Origin of the sequence: Actinoplanes sp. HUAS TT8 (assembly GCF_051380535.1) — a bacterium.
Classification (GTDB): domain Bacteria; phylum Actinomycetota; class Actinomycetes; order Mycobacteriales; family Micromonosporaceae; genus Actinoplanes.
The window spans coordinates 631414-647032 of sequence record NZ_CP195646.1; the positions used below are offsets into that span (position 1 = coordinate 631414).

At 72.7% G+C, this 15619-nt stretch carries 11 protein-coding genes; 7 read left to right on the forward strand and 4 right to left on the reverse strand.

All coding sequences use genetic code 11. The features are described 5' to 3' along the window. Positions 1–181: 181 nt before the first annotated feature. Together ACSHV8_RS02745 and ACSHV8_RS02750 are read left to right on the forward strand one after the other, a co-directional pair. On the forward strand, positions 182–1732 hold the full coding sequence (locus ACSHV8_RS02745) for an ABC transporter transmembrane domain-containing protein (protein WP_436536679.1): 1551 nt from the start codon (positions 182–184) through the stop codon (positions 1730–1732). Then, on the forward strand, positions 1729–3447 hold the full coding sequence (locus ACSHV8_RS02750) for an ABC transporter ATP-binding protein (RefSeq protein ID WP_436529050.1): 1719 nt from the start codon (positions 1729–1731) through the stop codon (positions 3445–3447). The genes ACSHV8_RS02745 and ACSHV8_RS02750 overlap by 4 nt, the downstream gene beginning before the upstream one ends. Before the next feature lie 48 nt (positions 3448–3495). Here the strand turns inward: ACSHV8_RS02750 and ACSHV8_RS02755 are convergent, their stop codons facing one another. The 3 genes from ACSHV8_RS02755 to ACSHV8_RS02765 are packed head-to-tail and all read right to left on the reverse strand — an operon-like array spanning position 3496 to position 6155. After that, the gene (locus ACSHV8_RS02755) at positions 3496–4233 is read right to left on the reverse strand and encodes a DinB family protein (RefSeq protein WP_436529052.1); all 738 of its coding nucleotides are present in this window, start codon (positions 4231–4233) and stop codon (positions 3496–3498) included. Positions 4234–4251: 18 nt separating this feature from the next. Continuing rightward, positions 4252–5676 carry a diguanylate cyclase domain-containing protein gene (locus ACSHV8_RS02760; protein ID WP_436529053.1) on the reverse strand — a complete coding sequence of 475 codons (1425 nt, stop codon included), beginning with the start codon at positions 5674–5676 and terminating at the stop codon, positions 4252–4254. 53 nt (positions 5677–5729) lie between these two features. After that, entirely contained in the window at positions 5730–6155 is a 426-nt protein-coding gene (locus ACSHV8_RS02765; protein ID WP_436529055.1) for a PRC-barrel domain-containing protein, read from the reverse strand. Positions 6156–6279: 124 nt separating this feature from the next. On the opposite strand from ACSHV8_RS02765, the gene ACSHV8_RS02770 reads away from it, so the two are divergent. Together ACSHV8_RS02770 and ACSHV8_RS02775 are read left to right on the forward strand one after the other, a co-directional pair. Next, complete coding sequence (locus ACSHV8_RS02770; protein WP_436529057.1) at positions 6280–6615, forward strand: hypothetical protein; 336 nt, start codon at positions 6280–6282, stop codon at positions 6613–6615. 79 nt (positions 6616–6694) lie between these two features. Further along, on the forward strand, positions 6695–8086 hold the full coding sequence (locus tag ACSHV8_RS02775) for a hypothetical protein (RefSeq protein ID WP_436529059.1): 1392 nt from the start codon (positions 6695–6697) through the stop codon (positions 8084–8086). A 4-nt stretch (positions 8087–8090) separates the two neighbouring features. Here ACSHV8_RS02775 and ACSHV8_RS02780 read toward each other — a convergent pair whose 3' ends face one another. Beyond that, the gene (locus ACSHV8_RS02780; RefSeq protein WP_436529061.1) at positions 8091–10121 is read right to left on the reverse strand and encodes a phosphocholine-specific phospholipase C; all 2031 of its coding nucleotides are present in this window, start codon (positions 10119–10121) and stop codon (positions 8091–8093) included. Positions 10122–10167: 46 nt separating this feature from the next. Between ACSHV8_RS02780 and ACSHV8_RS02785 the strand changes: the two genes are divergently transcribed. The 3 genes from ACSHV8_RS02785 (at position 10168) to ACSHV8_RS02795 (ending at position 15618) form a co-directional block, all read left to right on the forward strand. Beyond that, positions 10168–11286, forward strand: a complete 1119-nt coding sequence (locus ACSHV8_RS02785) for a sensor histidine kinase (protein WP_436529063.1) — start codon at positions 10168–10170, stop codon at positions 11284–11286. Then, positions 11283–11948 (forward strand): response regulator, encoded by a 666-nt coding sequence (locus tag ACSHV8_RS02790; protein ID WP_436529065.1) that lies wholly within the window; start codon positions 11283–11285, stop codon positions 11946–11948. Before ACSHV8_RS02785 ends, ACSHV8_RS02790 begins: the two co-directional genes overlap by 4 nt. A 391-nt stretch (positions 11949–12339) precedes the next feature. Further along, positions 12340–15618 carry a BTAD domain-containing putative transcriptional regulator gene (locus tag ACSHV8_RS02795; RefSeq protein ID WP_436529066.1) on the forward strand — a complete coding sequence of 1093 codons (3279 nt, stop codon included), beginning with the start codon at positions 12340–12342 and terminating at the stop codon, positions 15616–15618. Position 15619 lies beyond the last annotated feature (1 nt).

Genomic DNA, 15619 nt, shown 5'->3' on the forward strand with positions numbered 1-15619 from the left:
GTGTCCGACGGCACTGACGCAAGCCGGATAAATCGGTTCCGGGTGGGTGTGCCGGGACGGCAGGATGTCCGGTGTGGAACGGGGACCCGGTCAGTACCTGTGGTGGTTGGCGCGTCAGCTGAAGGGCCGGGTCGCGCTCGGCGCGCTGTTCGGGTCGCTGTGGTTCCTCAGCCTGGCCGCCATGCCGTACCTGATCTCGCAGGCCATCGACCGCGGCATCGCGCCGCGCCGCCCCGGCCCGCTGATCGCCTGGGCCGCGGCCGTCCTCCTGTGCGGGCTGGCCGGCGCCGGGCTCGGCATCATGCGCCACCGCAGCATGACCAAGCTGCGCATCGCCGCCGCCCTGCGCACCGCCGACCAGGTGCTGACCCACGCGACCCGGCTCGGGGCGGCGCTGCCGCGCCGGATCACCGCCGGTGAGGTCGTCACCATCGGCATCTCCGACGTGTGGCTGATCGGCCGGGCCATGAACGTCGGCGGTGTCGGCGTCGCCTCGATCCTGGCCTGCGCGGTCGTCGCCGTCCTGCTGCACCGCACGTCACCGCAGCTCGCCCTGGTCGTGCTGATCGGTGTGCCGGTGCTCGGGGTGGTGGTCGGGCCGCTGCTCAAGGGCACCCAGCGGGCCGGGTCGCACTACCGGGAGCGGCAGGGCGCGCTCAACGCCCGGCTGGTCGACGTGGTCGGCGGGCTGCGCGTGCTCAACGGGCTCGGCGGCAGCGCCGTCCACCTCGACCGGTACGTGCGCGAGTCGAACCGGCTGCGCGACCAGGGCTATCGGGTGGGCCGCCCGTCCAGCTGGGTCAACGCGCTCGGCGACGGGCTGCCGATGGTGTTCCTGGCCGCCGTGATCTGGGTGGCCGCGCGGATGGCGGCGGGCGGGACGATCACGCCCGGGCAGCTGGTCGCGGTGTACGGGTACACCGCGATGCTCGTCATCCCGGTCAGCGTGCTGATCTTCTGCGGGTTCGACATCACGTACGGGCTGGTCGCCGCCCGCCGCGTCACCGGCTTCCTGAACCTGCCTCTGGACGATCCGCGCGGCGAGGACGGCCCACCCGGCCCGTCCCGCCTGCACGACCCGGAGTCGGGGGTGACCGCCGAGCCCGGCCGGCTGACCGCGCTGGCCGGCGCCCGCCCGGCCGACGCCGCCGAGGTCCTGGACCGGCTCGGCCGGTACGCCGAGCCCGGGCCGGTGACCTGGGGTGACCGGCCGATCGGGGACGTCGCGCGGGACGTGATCCGGGAACGGATCCTGGTCGCCGAGAACGACGCCGACCTGTTCGCCGGCCCGCTGCGCGAGGTCGTGGCCGGTCGCCGCGACCCCGACGACGATCTGATCCGCGCCGCGATCGACACCGCGGTCGCCCACGACGTCGCCGACGACCTGGACCGGCCGGTCGAGTGGGGTGGCCGCAACCTCTCCGGCGGGCAGCGGCAACGGGTCCGGCTGGCCCGCGCGCTGCACGCCGACCCGGAGATGCTGCTGCTGGCCGAGCCGACGTCGGCGGTCGACGCGCACACCGAGTCGGCGATCGCGGAACGCCTCGCGGCGGCCCGCACCGGGCGCGGCACGGTCGTGGCGACCACCTCGCCGGTGCTGCTCGACCGGGCCGACGTCGTGCACCACCTGGTCGGCGGCCGGGTCGCGGCCAGCGGGACGCACCGCGAGCTGTTGCGGTCCGATCCCGGCTACCGCGCCCTGGTCACCCGCGTGTTCGGGGAGGACGCATGAACCGGCTTCCGGTCGCCGACCAGCGGCTCGTGGTCCGGGCGACCCTGCGCCTGATCGGCGCCGACAAACGGTCGGTGGCCGCGATGATCGCGCTGAACTCGCTCGCCGCGATCGCCGGCCTGGGCGCACCCTGGCTGCTCGGGCGGGTCATCGACACGGTCGCCGCCGGTGGTGGCGTGTCCGCCGTCGACCGGCTGGCCCTGGCCGTGCTGGCCTGCGCGATCGCCCAGAGCCTGCTGTCCAGGTGGGCGCTGGCCCTGGCCTACCGGTTCGGCGAGCGCACCTCGGCCCGCATCCGCGAGACGTTCCTGCGCCGGGCCCTGGCCCTGCCCGCGGCCGTCGTCGAACGCGTGCCCAGCGGCGACATCGCGGCCCGCGGCACCACCGACGTCGACGCGGTCGCCACCACCCTGCGCGACGTCCTCCCGCGGATCCTGATCGGCCTGGTCGAGATGGTGTTCATCATCGTCGCCGTGATCGTGCTGAACCCGCTGCTCGGCGTCGCCGGTGTCCTCGGCCTCTCCGGCGTCTGGTTCGTCACCCGGTGGTACCTGCGCCGCGCCCGCGCCGCCTACCTGCGCGAGGGCGAGGCCAACTCGTGGCTGGCCGAGGAGCTGGCCGCGACCACCTCGGGCGCCCGGACCATCGAGGCGTTCGGGCTGGGCGGGCGGCGGCTCGCGGCCGGGCACGCGGCCATCGCCGACACCCGCCGGACCCGGATGATCACGCTCGGGCTGCGCACCGTGTTCTTCCCGGTGGTGGAGACCTCGTACGCGATCCCGGTCGTGCTCGCCCTGCTGCTCGGCGGTCTGCTCTTCATGCACGGGCGGGTGACGCTGGGTGAGGTCGGCGCGGCCGTGCTCTACCTGCGCCAGCTGGTCAACCCGCTGGACACGCTGCTGATCCGGATCGAGCAGCTGCAGTCGGCGAGCGCGTCGTTCGCCCGCGTCGAGGGCCTCGCGGCGATCGAACGGGACGTGCCCGCGCCGGTCGAGCCGCCGGTGGACGATCGGATGGAGGTCCGCGGCGTCCGCTTCGCCTACGACTCCGGCCGCGACGTTCTCCACGACGTCGATCTGACGGTACGGCCGGGGGAGCGCCTGGCCGTCGTCGGCCTCAGCGGCGCCGGGAAATCCACCCTGGCCCGTCTGCTCGCCGGCGTCGACCGGCCCACCGCCGGCTCGGTCACGGTCGGCGGCGTGCCGATCGCCGACCTGCCGCCCGAGCAGCTACGCGGCCAGGTCGTCCTGGTCACGCAGGAACACCACGTGTTCCGCGAGTCGGTGCGGGACAACCTGATGGTGGCCGCCCCGGACACCGAACTGCGCCGCGCGCTGGACACGGTCGGTGCCGACTGGGCCGACGACCTGGACCGGGACCTCGGCGCCCACCCGCTCGACGGCGCTCAGGCGCAGCAGCTCGCGCTGGCCCGGGTGCTGCTGGCCGGGCCGCACACGGTGATCCTGGACGAGGCGACGGCGCTGCTCGACCCGACCGCGGCCCGGGACGCGGAACGGGCGCTGGCGGCCGTGCTCCACGGTCGTACCGTGATCGCCATCGCCCATCGATTGCAGACCGCCCACGACGCCGACCGCGTCGCCGTGATGGACGACGGACGGATCATCGAGCTCGGCACGCACGACGAACTGCTGGCCGCCGGCGGTCCCTACGCGGCGCTGTGGCGCTCGTGGCACCGAGCCGATCAGATGCGGTAACCCGGTCAGGGTCTTGCGCCGGGACAGTTGCCGTGTGAACAGCCGAGGCTAGGCTCGGCGGATCCGGGCGAGGTCCCGGCGGATGTAGCGCAGGTGCGCCCACTCCTCCTCCAGGATCACGCGAAGGCAGTCACCGACGCTGGGCTGCCGGTCATCGCCGCCCCACGGGTTGTCGCGTTCCTCGGCGAGAATCTCCGGCGTGACCGTGGCCAGGTAATCGGTCACCATCCGCTGGCGCTCGGCCCGCACGTCGAGGATCTCCGCGTAGGCCGGCGGGTCCACGCGGAAGATCGACATGTCGAAGCCCATCCGGTCGGCGCCGGTGAAGATCTGGCCGATCTCGTGGAACGGCTGCCGGATCCGCAGGATCCCGCCGCGCAGCCAGGCGTCGGTGGCCAGCACGAGATGCCGCAGGGTCTGGGCCAGCGACCACTCGTCCTCGACGTGGGCGTCCACGAGGTCCGGCGGCGTGTCGGCCACCGTGGTCTGCCACGCCGACCGCACCGCGACCCACCCCTCGCGCAACCCTTCGGGGGTCTGCGCGTTCTGCAGCTCGCGGCCCGGGAACTGCCGGTTGAGCTCGGCCTCGACCAGCGGCACCACGTCGACCCCGTTGACGAGGAGGCGGCCGAAGAGCAGGTCGTGGCTGTCGATGTCGAGCCCGTCGACGTCGACGCCGCGCATCCTCACCCCGCTGACGTCGGAGAAGCGCAGGGTGGCGCCCTTGAAGCTGGTCCTGACGAAGGTCGCGCCTTCGAACTGCTTCGTGCCGGAATAGGTCGTCATCGCGTCATTGTCGCGGCTTCAGGCCGCGACCAGGCTGAGCTCGCCGGTGCCCTTGGTGCGCTTGGCCTCGTACATCGCCAGGTCGGCCCGGCCGATCAGGTCGTCGATGGTGTCGCCGGCCCGCGCCGCGGCGTACCCGGCGCTGATCCCGATGCGCACCTGTTCGCCGGCGACCGGGAACGGGGTCGTCACCATGTCGCGGATCCGGGCGCAGATCTCGTCCAGCGCGTCCGCGCCCCGGCAGACGATCACGAATTCGTCGCCGCCGAGCCGGAAGACCAGGTCACTCTCGCGGACACAGCGACGCAGACGCTCGGCGACGGCGACCAGCAGCCGGTCGCCGGCGGCATGGCCGAGCAGGTCGTTCACCGGTTTGAAGCCGTCCAGGTCGCAGAAGAGCACGGTCAGCTCCTCCGGCCGGTGCCGCAGCTCGGCGGCGATGTGCTCCGCACCGGCCGTCCGGTTCGGCAGACCGGTCAGGCCGTCCCGGGTGGCCAGGCGGACCAGGGCCCGCTGGGCCTCGTCCCGGGCGCTGGACAACCGCTCGATGCGGATCATCACCAGCGGGACGATGCTGACCGAGGTGAAGGCCAGCAGCAGCGCGTCGACCGGCAGACCGAGCAGCCCCCGGATCCCGGCGGTCAGCGGCGCGAGCCCGACCATCAGGCCGAGCACGAACAATCTCCCGCGGCTGAGACGGTCGACCGGCGGCTCACCCGGGGTGGTCACCACCCCGACGCCGGGATGCAGCGCGGCACACCCCAGCAGCGCGTACGCGGCCAGGTAGACCATGTCCGTCCAGCTGGCCCGCGCACCGGTCGACGGGTCGACGGCCAGCGCCCCGACGATGTTGCCCAGCAGGCCCAGCCCGACCGCCGCGGTGAGCAGCCGCACCGGTGCCGTGTCCCCGGGCCCGACCAGCGAGACGCGCAGCAGCGCGCCCATCGTCCCGGCCATCACCAGGACGTTGACGAAGACGGCGACCTCCCGGCCGGTCGTCACGTGCTGTTCGGTCAGGGCCGGGAACAGCAGCGAGTCCCAGAACAGGCCGGTCAGGGCCAGGGCGGTGACCACCGAGTCGATGAGACCGCCGATGTCGCGCCGGCCCCGCTGCACGACCACGACCAGCGCCGAGCACAGCACCAGGACGCCGCCGCCGGTCAGGAAGATCTCGGCGACGGTGCCGTCCCCGGTCACCCGGCCCTCGACGATCACCAGCCAGGCCCACAGGCTGTTGCCCACGTTGTAGAGCAGAACCGCGCCGAGCATCAGCCACCAGGAGAGCCGCTCGCGCGGCGCGGCCCGGCGCAGGGCCACCGCCACGCACGGCAGCGCACTCAGGGCCACCAGCAGGAACGGGAGATGGCGCAGGTCGCGCGGCCAGAGCAGGAACGTCACGACCAGGACGGCGGCCATACCGGCATACCAGCGTCCACGGGCCATGCCCGTACAGTCGGCCGCCGGCCGGTCCGGTTGAGCCAAGTCCGGGTCGAAGATCAGATGCGGTAGTACGGATATCCCGGGTAGATGTAGCCCGGGCTCCAGAACGGCGAGTACCCGTAGTGCCGGTACAGATCGTCGTAGTACGCCGTCGCGTCGATCAGCTCCGGGTCGTAGACCGGGGCCTCGGCCACGATCTGTTTCGGCTGGCCCACGTGGACCACCTCGTCGTCGATGGCCCGGATCGCCTCGATCGGGACGTAGGACGAGGTCGCCCCGAAGCCCAGGATGCCGCCGTGGGCCACGTGCAGCATGCGCACCCGGTGTTCCTCCGGGTCGATCAGCAGGTCGTCGACGCGGCCCAGGTCGTGGCCGTCGCGGTCCTGGACCTTGCGCCCGCGGATGTCCTCGGCCGGGTCGCCGACCATCCGGTCGCTGTCGCTCAGCTTGATCAGTTCGATGCTGGTGTTCGGTGTCGTCATCGAACCCGCCTCCTCGCTCGTGAAGATCAGCTCCTGAAGATCAGTTCGTGAAGATCAGCGCTGGTCTGTGGGATACCCGATCCCGGCATTCCGCAATCCGGTGCTGGTGGGGCACGCTGGGCGGATGGGATGGACGGTGCGCAAGCAGCTGCTCTGCCCGGCCTGCGGCGACGTCGTGGCGGAGGCGATCCACCGGCGTCTCCCGGCGATGCTCACGGTGCTCGCGACGGCCGGCTACGAGGTGATGCCCCGCCGCAGCGCCGCCGTCGAGCGGGACCTCGGTGAGGGCCTGCTGGCCGGCGTCCCGGACGAGGAATCGCTGCGGGAGATGCTGCAGCACTACCACGCCGATCTGATCTACGAGCTGATGTGCGCCCGCGGCCACGTCACCTACCGGCCGGCCCCGGTGGTGGTCGACGCGCTCCGGACGACGCCCGGCGCCTGGGTGAGTCTCGCCTGAGAACGGGGCCATGGCGTGAACCCGGCGCATCCGGTTAGATCCATGTACGTCAGTACGTGCGCGGCGATGGGGGATCCGAGTGAGCGAGCACGGGATCAGGGCGGCGCGGCCGGAACCCGTACCGGAGCAGTCGCCCGCCGTGCCGCCCGGCGGATCCCGCGGCCGGTTGGCCGCGGTCGGGGTGATCGCGATCGTGGCCGTGGCCGCGGTGATCGTCGCGGTGTACGGCCGGGGCGGCGGCGCGGTCCCGGCGGCGCCGGTCACCACGGCCGCGGCCGCGCTGAAGACCGAGGCCGGGGCGGCCGCGGGCCCGGACGACGCGGTCATGACGATGCTGCGGGAGCAGGCGGCCGCGCTGATCCGCGGCGACGAGGCCGGCTGGATGGCGCCGGTCGATCCGGCCGAGACGGACACCGTCGCGTACTTCCGCAAGCGTTTTCAGGTTCTTCGCGCGCTGCACGTGAGCCAGTTCGCCTACGCGCGCGGGACCGCGCCGGTCGCGGTCGGCGCCGGGGACACCGCGTTCAGCGACGTGATCTACGCCGGGGTCTGTTTCAGCCGGCCGAGCTGCCCGGACATCATGCCGGAGGACGGCATCGAGCTGGGCGCCCCGCGGATCAAGGAGACGTTCTCGTTCCGCCGGGCCGACGGGCGTTACCTGATCACCAGTGTCTTCGCGAGCCCGCCGGAGAACTCGCGCGAGCCGATGCCGTGGCAGAGCGGTGACCTGGTGGTCGCCGACGGCAAGCGGGTCACCGTGGCCGCCGCCCCGGCGGTTGCCGGCCGGGCGAAGGAAGCCCTGGAGGTGGCCGAGAAGGCGGCCGTGGTCGCCGACCGGTTCGCCGGGCTGTTCCACAATCCGCAGCAGCGCTACCGGGTCTTCCTGGCCGACGACAAGCAGTGGAAACGCTGGTTCAACAGCCCGATGGCCCGGGAGAACGCCGTGGTCGGGCTGACCGTCGCGATCAACGACGTGCAGAGCGAAATCATGATCAAGATGAGCGGGAACGCGACCCGGGCTGAACTGGCCGACACCATCCAGCACGAGATGGGGCACGTCGTCTCGGTCGGCAACCTCAACGACACCGGCAAGAAGCTGGTCCCCGACGTGCACGAGGAGTGGCTGACCGAGGGCGTCGCCGAGTACATCGGCCACTACCCGGGGCACGCCGCGCAGTCGTCGCGCCGGGCCGCCGTGCACCAACTCGTCGCCTCCTCGGCCCGGCCGCGGAGCATCGAGGTGCCCTCGCTCGACTGGGACGACCCCAAGAAGATCAACGCCTATTACGGGTACGGACATTTCGCCATCGACTGCCTGGCCGCGACCTACGGTGAGCCGAAGACGGTGGCGTTCGTCAGCGCGATGGCGCGCGAGGGCAGGAGCGACGACGAGGCCGCCACCTCCGCGTTCGGCAAACCGTTCGCGGAGGTGGACAAGACCTGTCTCGCCTGGATCGGGTCCCACGCCTGAACGGTCAGATCAGGCCGCCCATGCCGGGATCGGTGATGCTGTCCCGGCCGTTCTCCAGGTGCCCGGCGTACCGCGTCACGGTGCTGCCCGCGGTGACCGTGACGTCGTACCAGCCGTGCGTGCGCACCGCGCTGACCTGCGAGATCCGGCTCGTCCCGGGACGCAGTCGCAGCGTGGACGCGTGCCGGGCGTAGCGGTCGGTGACCGTCACCGCGGCGTGACTGCGGCCGTTGTTGCGGATCTCCAGCAGGACCGTGTCGCGCCGCTCGTCGTAGCGGGCCCGCACCACGATCCGGGTGTCGCCGCGGACGAACCGGCGGTAGAACCCGTTCGGCCCGTGCACCTCGACGTCGTCGCCGGTGATCGCGCCGATCAGGTGCTTGCCCGGCTCGACGGTGAACGAGAGCGGATCGGCCCCCAACGGCCGTACGCCGAAAACCGCTGTTGATCTTCCGGTGTTGCGCAGTTCCAGGGTGTCGGCGGTCGCGTCCGCGTGCAGGGTGTAGGGCAGCGCCCGGGCCGGACGCACGCCCCGCTCCTGACGCGGCAGCGCCGGATCGGCCGGGGGGATCGGGATCTCGTCCGGCCGCCGGGTCAGGTCGGCCGGCTTGAACCGCGTCGTCGCGGGCAGGTCGACCGGCCGCCGGTTCGGCGTCCTGAAGTCGAACGCACTGGTCAGGTCGCCGGCGACGGCCCGCCGCCACGGGGTGATGTTCGGTTCGGTGATCCCGAACCGCTTCTCCAGGAAGCGGATCAGCGACGTGTGGTCGAACGCCTGCGAGTTCACCCAGCCGCCGCGCGTCCACGGCGACACGACGATCGCCGGGACGCGGATGCCGAAGCCGTACGGCCCGGCCGGGTGCCCGGCCCCGGTGAAGAGCTCGTTCGCCGTGGAGACGGTGGAGCGCGCCGGGTCCGGCGTCGGCGGGACGAGATGATCGAAGAAGCCACCCTCCTCGTCGTACGTGACGATCAGCGCCGTTTTCGACCAGACCTCCGGCTTCGCGGCCAGGATGTCGATGACCTGCGAGACGTACCAGGCGCCGTAGTGCGGCTCCCAGTTCGGGTGCTCGGTGTACGCCTCCGGCGCGACGATCCACGTGACCTGCGGCAGCGTCCCGTTCTCGACGTCCGCCCGGAAGTCGGTGAGCAGTTGCTCGGGGTTGCGGCCGAGCTCGTTCACCTCGGTGCCGGTCTTCGCCCGGTCGGCGAGCGGGTCGCCCGGCCGGGCGTTCTGGTATTGGTGGAAGTAGAGCAGCGCGTTGTCGCCGTAGTTGCCGATGAACGGATCCGAGGTCCAGCCCCAGTACCCGGCCGCGGTCAGGCCCAGGCCGACGTCCTGATAGACCTTCCACGAGACGCCGGCCTCCTGCAGCCGCTCCGGGTAGGTCGTCCAGCCGTAGCCGGCCTCGGCATTGGTGATCACCGGGCCGCCGCCCCGGCCGTCGTTGCCGACCCAGCCCGACCACATGTGATAGCGGTTCGGGTCGGTCGGGCCGAGCAGCGAGCAGTGATAGTTGTCCAGCACGGTGAACGCGTCGGCGAGAGCGAAGTGATACGGCAGATCGGCCCGGGTGTGATGGGTCATCGTCTGCACGCCCTTGTTGGGCACCCACCTGTCGTACCGCCCGGCATTCCAGGCGGCGTGAGTGTCGTCCCAGCCGTGCGGCGGGTCGGGCAGGAACGTCGCGCCGAGATCGGGAACGTCCGGCCGGAACGGGAGCAGCCCGTCCTGCTGCCAGACCGACTCGCCGGACGGCTTGCGGGCCGGGTGCGGGTCGGCGAACCCGCGGACACCCCGGAGCGTGCCGAAGTAGTGGTCGAAGGAGCGGTTCTCCTGCATCAGGAAGATGACGTGCTCGACGTCCTGGATCGACCCGGTGCGGTTGTTCGCCGGGATGGCGAGGGCCTTCTCGAGCCCCGCGGGCATGGCTGCGGCTACCGCCGGCATGCCCAGCATCTGCAGAAACTGTCTACGATCCACGCTGGCCACGGCCGCGGACGCTATCCACCCGAGGTGGCCTCCGCGTGACATTCACGGGTGTATATGACGCCGTCGAGAGGGCGGCTAAGCTTCCCGCGTGCGCTGGTGGAGAAGCCTGGAACCGATGATCCGGGACGGTCTGGGAGCCGGGCTGCTGATCCTGGCCGCGTTCGTGCCCGGGATCGCCGAGCTCGGACTCCAGATCGGTGAGCTGCACCTTCACGGCACCACCGGGGTCGGCACGGCACTCCTGGTGATCCAGGCGCTGTCGTTGGTCCCGCGCCGCCGGTGGCCGGCCCTGAGCCTCGCCGTGGGCGGGATCGCGTGGGGCGTCTACCAGCTGGGCGGATACCCGACGACCGTCGCCGGGATGGCACTGCTGCTCGTGCTCTACAGCGTCGGCGCGCATCAGGAACGGTTCCGCCGGCCGCTGGCCGTCGTCGCCACCGTCGCCTACGTGGTGCTCGCGGTCGGGCTGCACCAGCGCGGATCCAGCGAACACGTGATCAACTACGTGACGTTCTTCGCCGTGCTGGCGGCGAGCTGGGGAGCCGGGACCTGGGTGCGGGCGCGGCAACTCGAAGAGGCCCGGAAACGGGCGGCCAGCGTGCGGCAGGCAGTCACCGACGAGCGCGGGCGGGTCGCCCGTGAGCTGCACGATGTGGTCACCCACCACGTGACCGCGATGGTCGTGCAGGCCGACATGGCCGGATTCCTGATCTCGGCCGACCCGGCCAAGGCGGCCGACGGCGTCGCCTCGGTCGCCCGCAGCGGCCGGGAGGCGCTGACCGAGCTGCGGCGGCTGCTCGGGGTCCTGGACGGCGTCGCCCTGCCCGACGAGCAGCCGGAACGCATCGCCGACCTGGTCGACCGCATGCGCCGCGCCGGGCAGCCGGTCGACTTCGCCGAGGAGGGCGGACCCGGTCCGGAAGGCGGTCTCGGGCTCGCCGTCCACCGGGTCGTGCAGGAAGGGCTGACCAACGCGGTCAAACACGCCCAGGGCCGGCCCACCCGGGTGCGGGTCCGGCACGCCGTCTCCGGCACCGAGATCGAGGTCGTCACCGAAGGATCGTTCCGCGGCGCCCACACTCCGGGCCATGGTCTGACCGGGCTCGGGGAGCGCGTCAAAGTCTTCGGCGGGACCTTCGAGGCCCAAGGAACACCCCAAGGCGATTTCGCCGTACGGGTTGTGCTGCCCCAGGCGGTGACCGCGTGATCCGCGTCCTCGTCTGCGACGACCAGGCCCTCATCCGGGCCGGATTCGTCACCGTGTTCGGACTCCAGCCCGACCTCGACGTGGTCGGAGAAGCCTCCGACGGCGAGACCGCCGTGCGCGAAGCGCGACGACTGCAACCCGACGTCGTCGTGATGGACATCCGGATGCCGCTGCTCGACGGGATCGAAGCCACCCGCCGGCTGGCCGGGCCGGGCGTCGCGGCGCCGATCAAAGTGCTCGTGGTGACGACGTTCAACCTGGACAAATACGTGTACGAGGCGCTGCGGGCGGGGGCCAGCGGATTCCTGCTCAAGGACGCGCAACCGACCGAACTGATCGAAGGGATCAGGACGGTCGCGCGCGGGGAATCGCTGCTGGCACCGGCCGTGACCCGGGGACTGGTCGGGAAGTTCGGCGATCGTGTCCGGCCGTCGACCCCCGGCGTGAGCGATCGGCTGGCGGCACTCACCCCGCGTGAAGTGGAGGTCTTCCGGCTGATCGCGGAAGGGCTGTCCAATGCGGAGATCGCGGGACGGCTGGTGATCGGGCAGGAGACGGTGAAGACGTACGTCTCCCGGATCCTGACCAAGCTCGACCTGCGCGACCGCGTCCAGGCGGTCATCCTCGCCTACCAGACCGGCCTGGTCACCGCCCAGCCCTGAGCTTTCAGGCTAGCCTCCTAGGAAGCCCTGCGGGCGGTGCCGTGCAGCTCGACCGGGTGCGCCCTGTCTCCCGGGTGGGCGGTCGGGGTCGGGTTCGCGGCGCTGGCAGCGGGTCCGCGAGCGGAGGCCGCCTGGTCGGTCGGTGCTCACGGAGGTTGGCGGCGGCGACCTGGTCAGCTGGCACTCACGGCTGTTTTCGAGCCCGAGTACGACCGTGAGCACCAGCCGGGGCCGCGAGGTCCGCGTTTGGCCCGGCCGCGACGCGGCTCCCGCGTTCGGGCCGGCTCTCAGCGGCTCTCGCTTTCGGGGCGGCTCTCGGCGGCGCTGGGGGATGGGGTGGGGTGGGTGGACCGGTTTGGTGTGGCCGGTGTGGGCGGGAGAGGATCGCAGCGTGAGCGAGCACGGGGAGCGTGCCGGGCGGTTGCGGGTCGGGCTGTTCGGGGGGTTGCGGGTCGGCCGGGGTGAGGCTGATCTGGCGGTGCCGGGCGCGCGGTTGCGGGGGCTGCTCGTGCGGCTGGCGCTGGCCGCCGGGCGGCCGGTGGGGGCGGGCACGCTGGTGGACTCGTTGTGGCCGATGGATCGGCCCGCGGATCCGGCGAACGCGTTGCAGTCGCTGGTGTCGCGGCTGCGGCGGCTGCTCGGGGACGCCGACACGGTGACGCAGGACGAGGGCGGCTACCGGCTGGCCGTCGGGGACGACGACGTGGACGTGATCCGGTTCGAGCGGCTGGCCGGGGGCGGGCGGCAGAGGCTGCGGGCCGGGGACACGGCCGGGGCGGCCGAGCTGCTCGGTTCCGCGGTCGGGCTGGTCCGGGGGCCGGTGGCGGCCGAGGTGGGCGTGGTGGCCGAGGCGGTCGGGGTGCGGCTGGCGCGGGCGGTCAGCGCGGCCCGGGCCGACCTGGCCGAGACGGATCTGCTGCTCGGGCGGTTCGATGCGGCCGAGGGGCGGCTGAGCCGGCTGATCGAGGAGCATCCGCTGGACGAGCGGGTGGCCGGGCTGCTGATGGACACCCTCGCGGCGCAGGGGCGGCAGGCCGACGCGCTGGCGCTGTTCGAGCAGGTGCGGGAGCTGGTGGCCGACCGCCTCGGGGCGGACCCGGGGGTGGCGCTGCGCGAGCGGCACCTGCGCATCCTGCGGGGTGTGGCCGAGCCGGACGAGAACGCCGTACCCGTCAAGGCCGTACCGGAAAAAGAAGTGAAGCCGGCGGCGGACAACCTGCCTGAGCCCCTGACGTCGTTCATCGGCCGTGAGGCCGATCTGGCCCGGGTGGACGAGTTGCTGTCCGGCGGGCGGTTGATCACCGTGCTCGGGCCGGGCGGGGCCGGGAAGACGCGGCTGGCGACGCAGGCGGCGCGGCGGCGGCGCGGCGAGTTCCGGGACGGGGTGTGGCTCATCGATCTGGCGTCGGTGACCGCGCCGGCCGAGCTGCCGGCGGCCGTGCTGGCCGCGACCGGGCTGCGCGCCTCGGCGATCTTCGCCGAGGGTTCGGGGTTGCGGCTGGAGGGGCGCACCGACGTCGACGTGCTGGTGGATCAGTTCGCGACCCGGGAGTGCCTGTTCCTGGTGGACAACTGCGAGCATCTGATCGACGCGGTCGCGCACCTGGCCACGGCGTTGCTGGTGCGCTGCCCGCGGTTGCGGATCCTGGCGACCAGCCGTGAGCCGCTGGCCGTGGACGGGGAGGCGCTGGTGCCGCTCGGCCCGCTCGGGATGCCGGAGCAGGCCGATCTGGACGAGGCGGAGAAGTCGCCCGCGGTGCGCCTGTTCGCCGAGCGGGCCTCCGCCGTGCTTCCCGGGTTCGCGGTGGACGCGGCGACGGTGGCCGACGTGGTGCAGATCGTGCGTCGCCTGGACGGGCTGCCGCTGGCCCTGGAGCTGGCCGCGGCCCGGCTGCGCACGCTCGGGCTGGGCGAGTTGGCGGGCGGGCTGGACGACCGGTTCCGGCTGCTCACCACCGGCAGCCGGACGGCGCTGCCGCGGCACCGGACGCTGCGCGCGGTGATCGCCTGGAGCTGGGATCTGCTGGCCGAGGACGAGCGGATCGTGGCCGACCGGGTGGCGGTGCTGCCGGGCGGGGTGACCGCGGGTTCGGCGACCGCGGTCTGCGCGGATGCCGGGGTGCCGGCCGCGCTGATCCCGGACCTGCTGGCCGCGCTGGTCGACAAGTCGCTGCTGCAGCGCGCGCCGGACGGGCGGTACCGGATGCTGGAGACGCTGCGGGAGTACGGGATCGACCGTCTCGCCTCGCAGCACGCGCTGACCGGGACGCGCCGGCTGGCCGCCGGCTATCTGGCCGCGCTGGTCGCCGAGCACGACCCGCGGTTGCGGACGGCCGAGCAGCTGGACGCGCTGACCGTGCTGCGGGCCGAGTACGACAACGCGCTGGCCGCCCTGCGTCACCTGTGCGACGAGGGTGACGCCGACGGCGCCACCCGGCTGGCGTTGAGCCTGGTCTGGTACTGGCAGATGTTCGGCCGGCACGCCGACGCCGCGTTCTGGCTGAACGAGGCGTTGCGGCTGCCGGGCGAGCGGAGCCGGCTGGTCACCGACTGCGCCGAGGCGATCCTGACGTTGAATCGGGTGAGCTCCGAGGCCGTGATGATGATGGAGACCGCGCAGCAGCGTCAGGACCGGTTGCGCTCGCTCTCCGACCGGCTGATGTCGCATCCGGAGCTGCCCGGGCTGGTCGGTGCGCTGGCCGCGGTGGTGCTGTTCATGGCTCAGGAGCGGGAGGCCGCCCAGGCGCGGATGGATCAGCTGGTCGACGGCCCGGACGCGTGGGTGGCGGCGCTGGCCCAGCTGTTCCGGGCGCAGGTCGCGGAGAACAACGGGGACGTCGAGCAGGTCCGGGTGGACGTGACGGCCGCCCTGGCCGGGTTCCGGGCGGCCGGCGACCGCTGGGGGCAGGCGACCGTGCTGCCGTTGCGGGCGCTGCTGCGGCAGTACGAGGGTGACCTGGACGGCGCGCTGGTCGACCTGACCGCGGCCAAGGCGCTGGCCGGCGAGTTCGGTTCGCTCGACCTGGGTGACGAGATCTTCATCGACCTGCGGCGGGCCGACCTGCACCTGCGGCGCGGGGAGCCGGACGAGGCGATGGCCGCGCTGGCCGGTGCCCGGGCCCGGGCCGAGCGGTCCACGTCACCGGAGATGATGCTGCTCATCGACGGTCTCGAGGCCGGGATGATGGTGACGATGGGCGAGCTGGACCGGGCCGAGGAGCTGGTCGGGCGGGCCGAGTCGCTGCTGCCGATCGACGAGGCGGGCTTCATGAACGGTGATCACGGCACGGCGATCATCGAGGGGGTACGGGCGACGCTGGCGTTGCGGCGCGGCGACCGGGTGCGGGCCGAGCGGGCGCTGATCCGGGCCTACGCGGCGGCCCAGGAGACGCAGGACATGCCGATCCTGTCGCTGGTCGCGGTCGGTGCGGCCGGGCTGGCCGAGCTGACCGGCCGGCATCGGGAGGCGGCGCAGCTGCTGGGCGCGGCGGCCCGGTTGCGCGGGGCGCACGACCCGACGGACCTGCAGGTGGCCGAGCTGACCCGGCGGAATCTGGCCGAGCTGGGGGAGGAGGGCTTCGCCGAGGCGTACGCGGCGGGCTGGGCCCTGGACCCGAACACGGCACTGGCCCGGGCGGACCCGGGCCAGTTGCGCGCGATCGAGGGGTAAC

Bases quoted from the DNA above. Each gene is read 5' to 3' on its own strand.
- ACSHV8_RS02745 (WP_436536679.1), top strand. From the start codon at position 182: ATGCCGTACCTGATCTCGCAGGCCATCGACCGCGGCATCGCGCCGCGC.
- ACSHV8_RS02770 (WP_436529057.1), top strand. From the start codon at position 6,280: ATGGGATGGACGGTGCGCAAGCAGCTGCTCTGCCCGGCCTGCGGCGAC.
- ACSHV8_RS02760 (WP_436529053.1), bottom strand. From the start codon at position 5,676: ATGGCCCGTGGACGCTGGTATGCCGGTATGGCCGCCGTCCTGGTCGTG.
- ACSHV8_RS02780 (WP_436529061.1), bottom strand. From the start codon at position 10,121: ATGTCACGCGGAGGCCACCTCGGGTGGATAGCGTCCGCGGCCGTGGCC.
- ACSHV8_RS02765 (WP_436529055.1), bottom strand. From the start codon at position 6,155: ATGACGACACCGAACACCAGCATCGAACTGATCAAGCTGAGCGACAGC.
- ACSHV8_RS02755 (WP_436529052.1), bottom strand. From the start codon at position 4,233: ATGACGACCTATTCCGGCACGAAGCAGTTCGAAGGCGCGACCTTCGTC.
- ACSHV8_RS02750 (WP_436529050.1), top strand. From the start codon at position 1,729: ATGAACCGGCTTCCGGTCGCCGACCAGCGGCTCGTGGTCCGGGCGACC.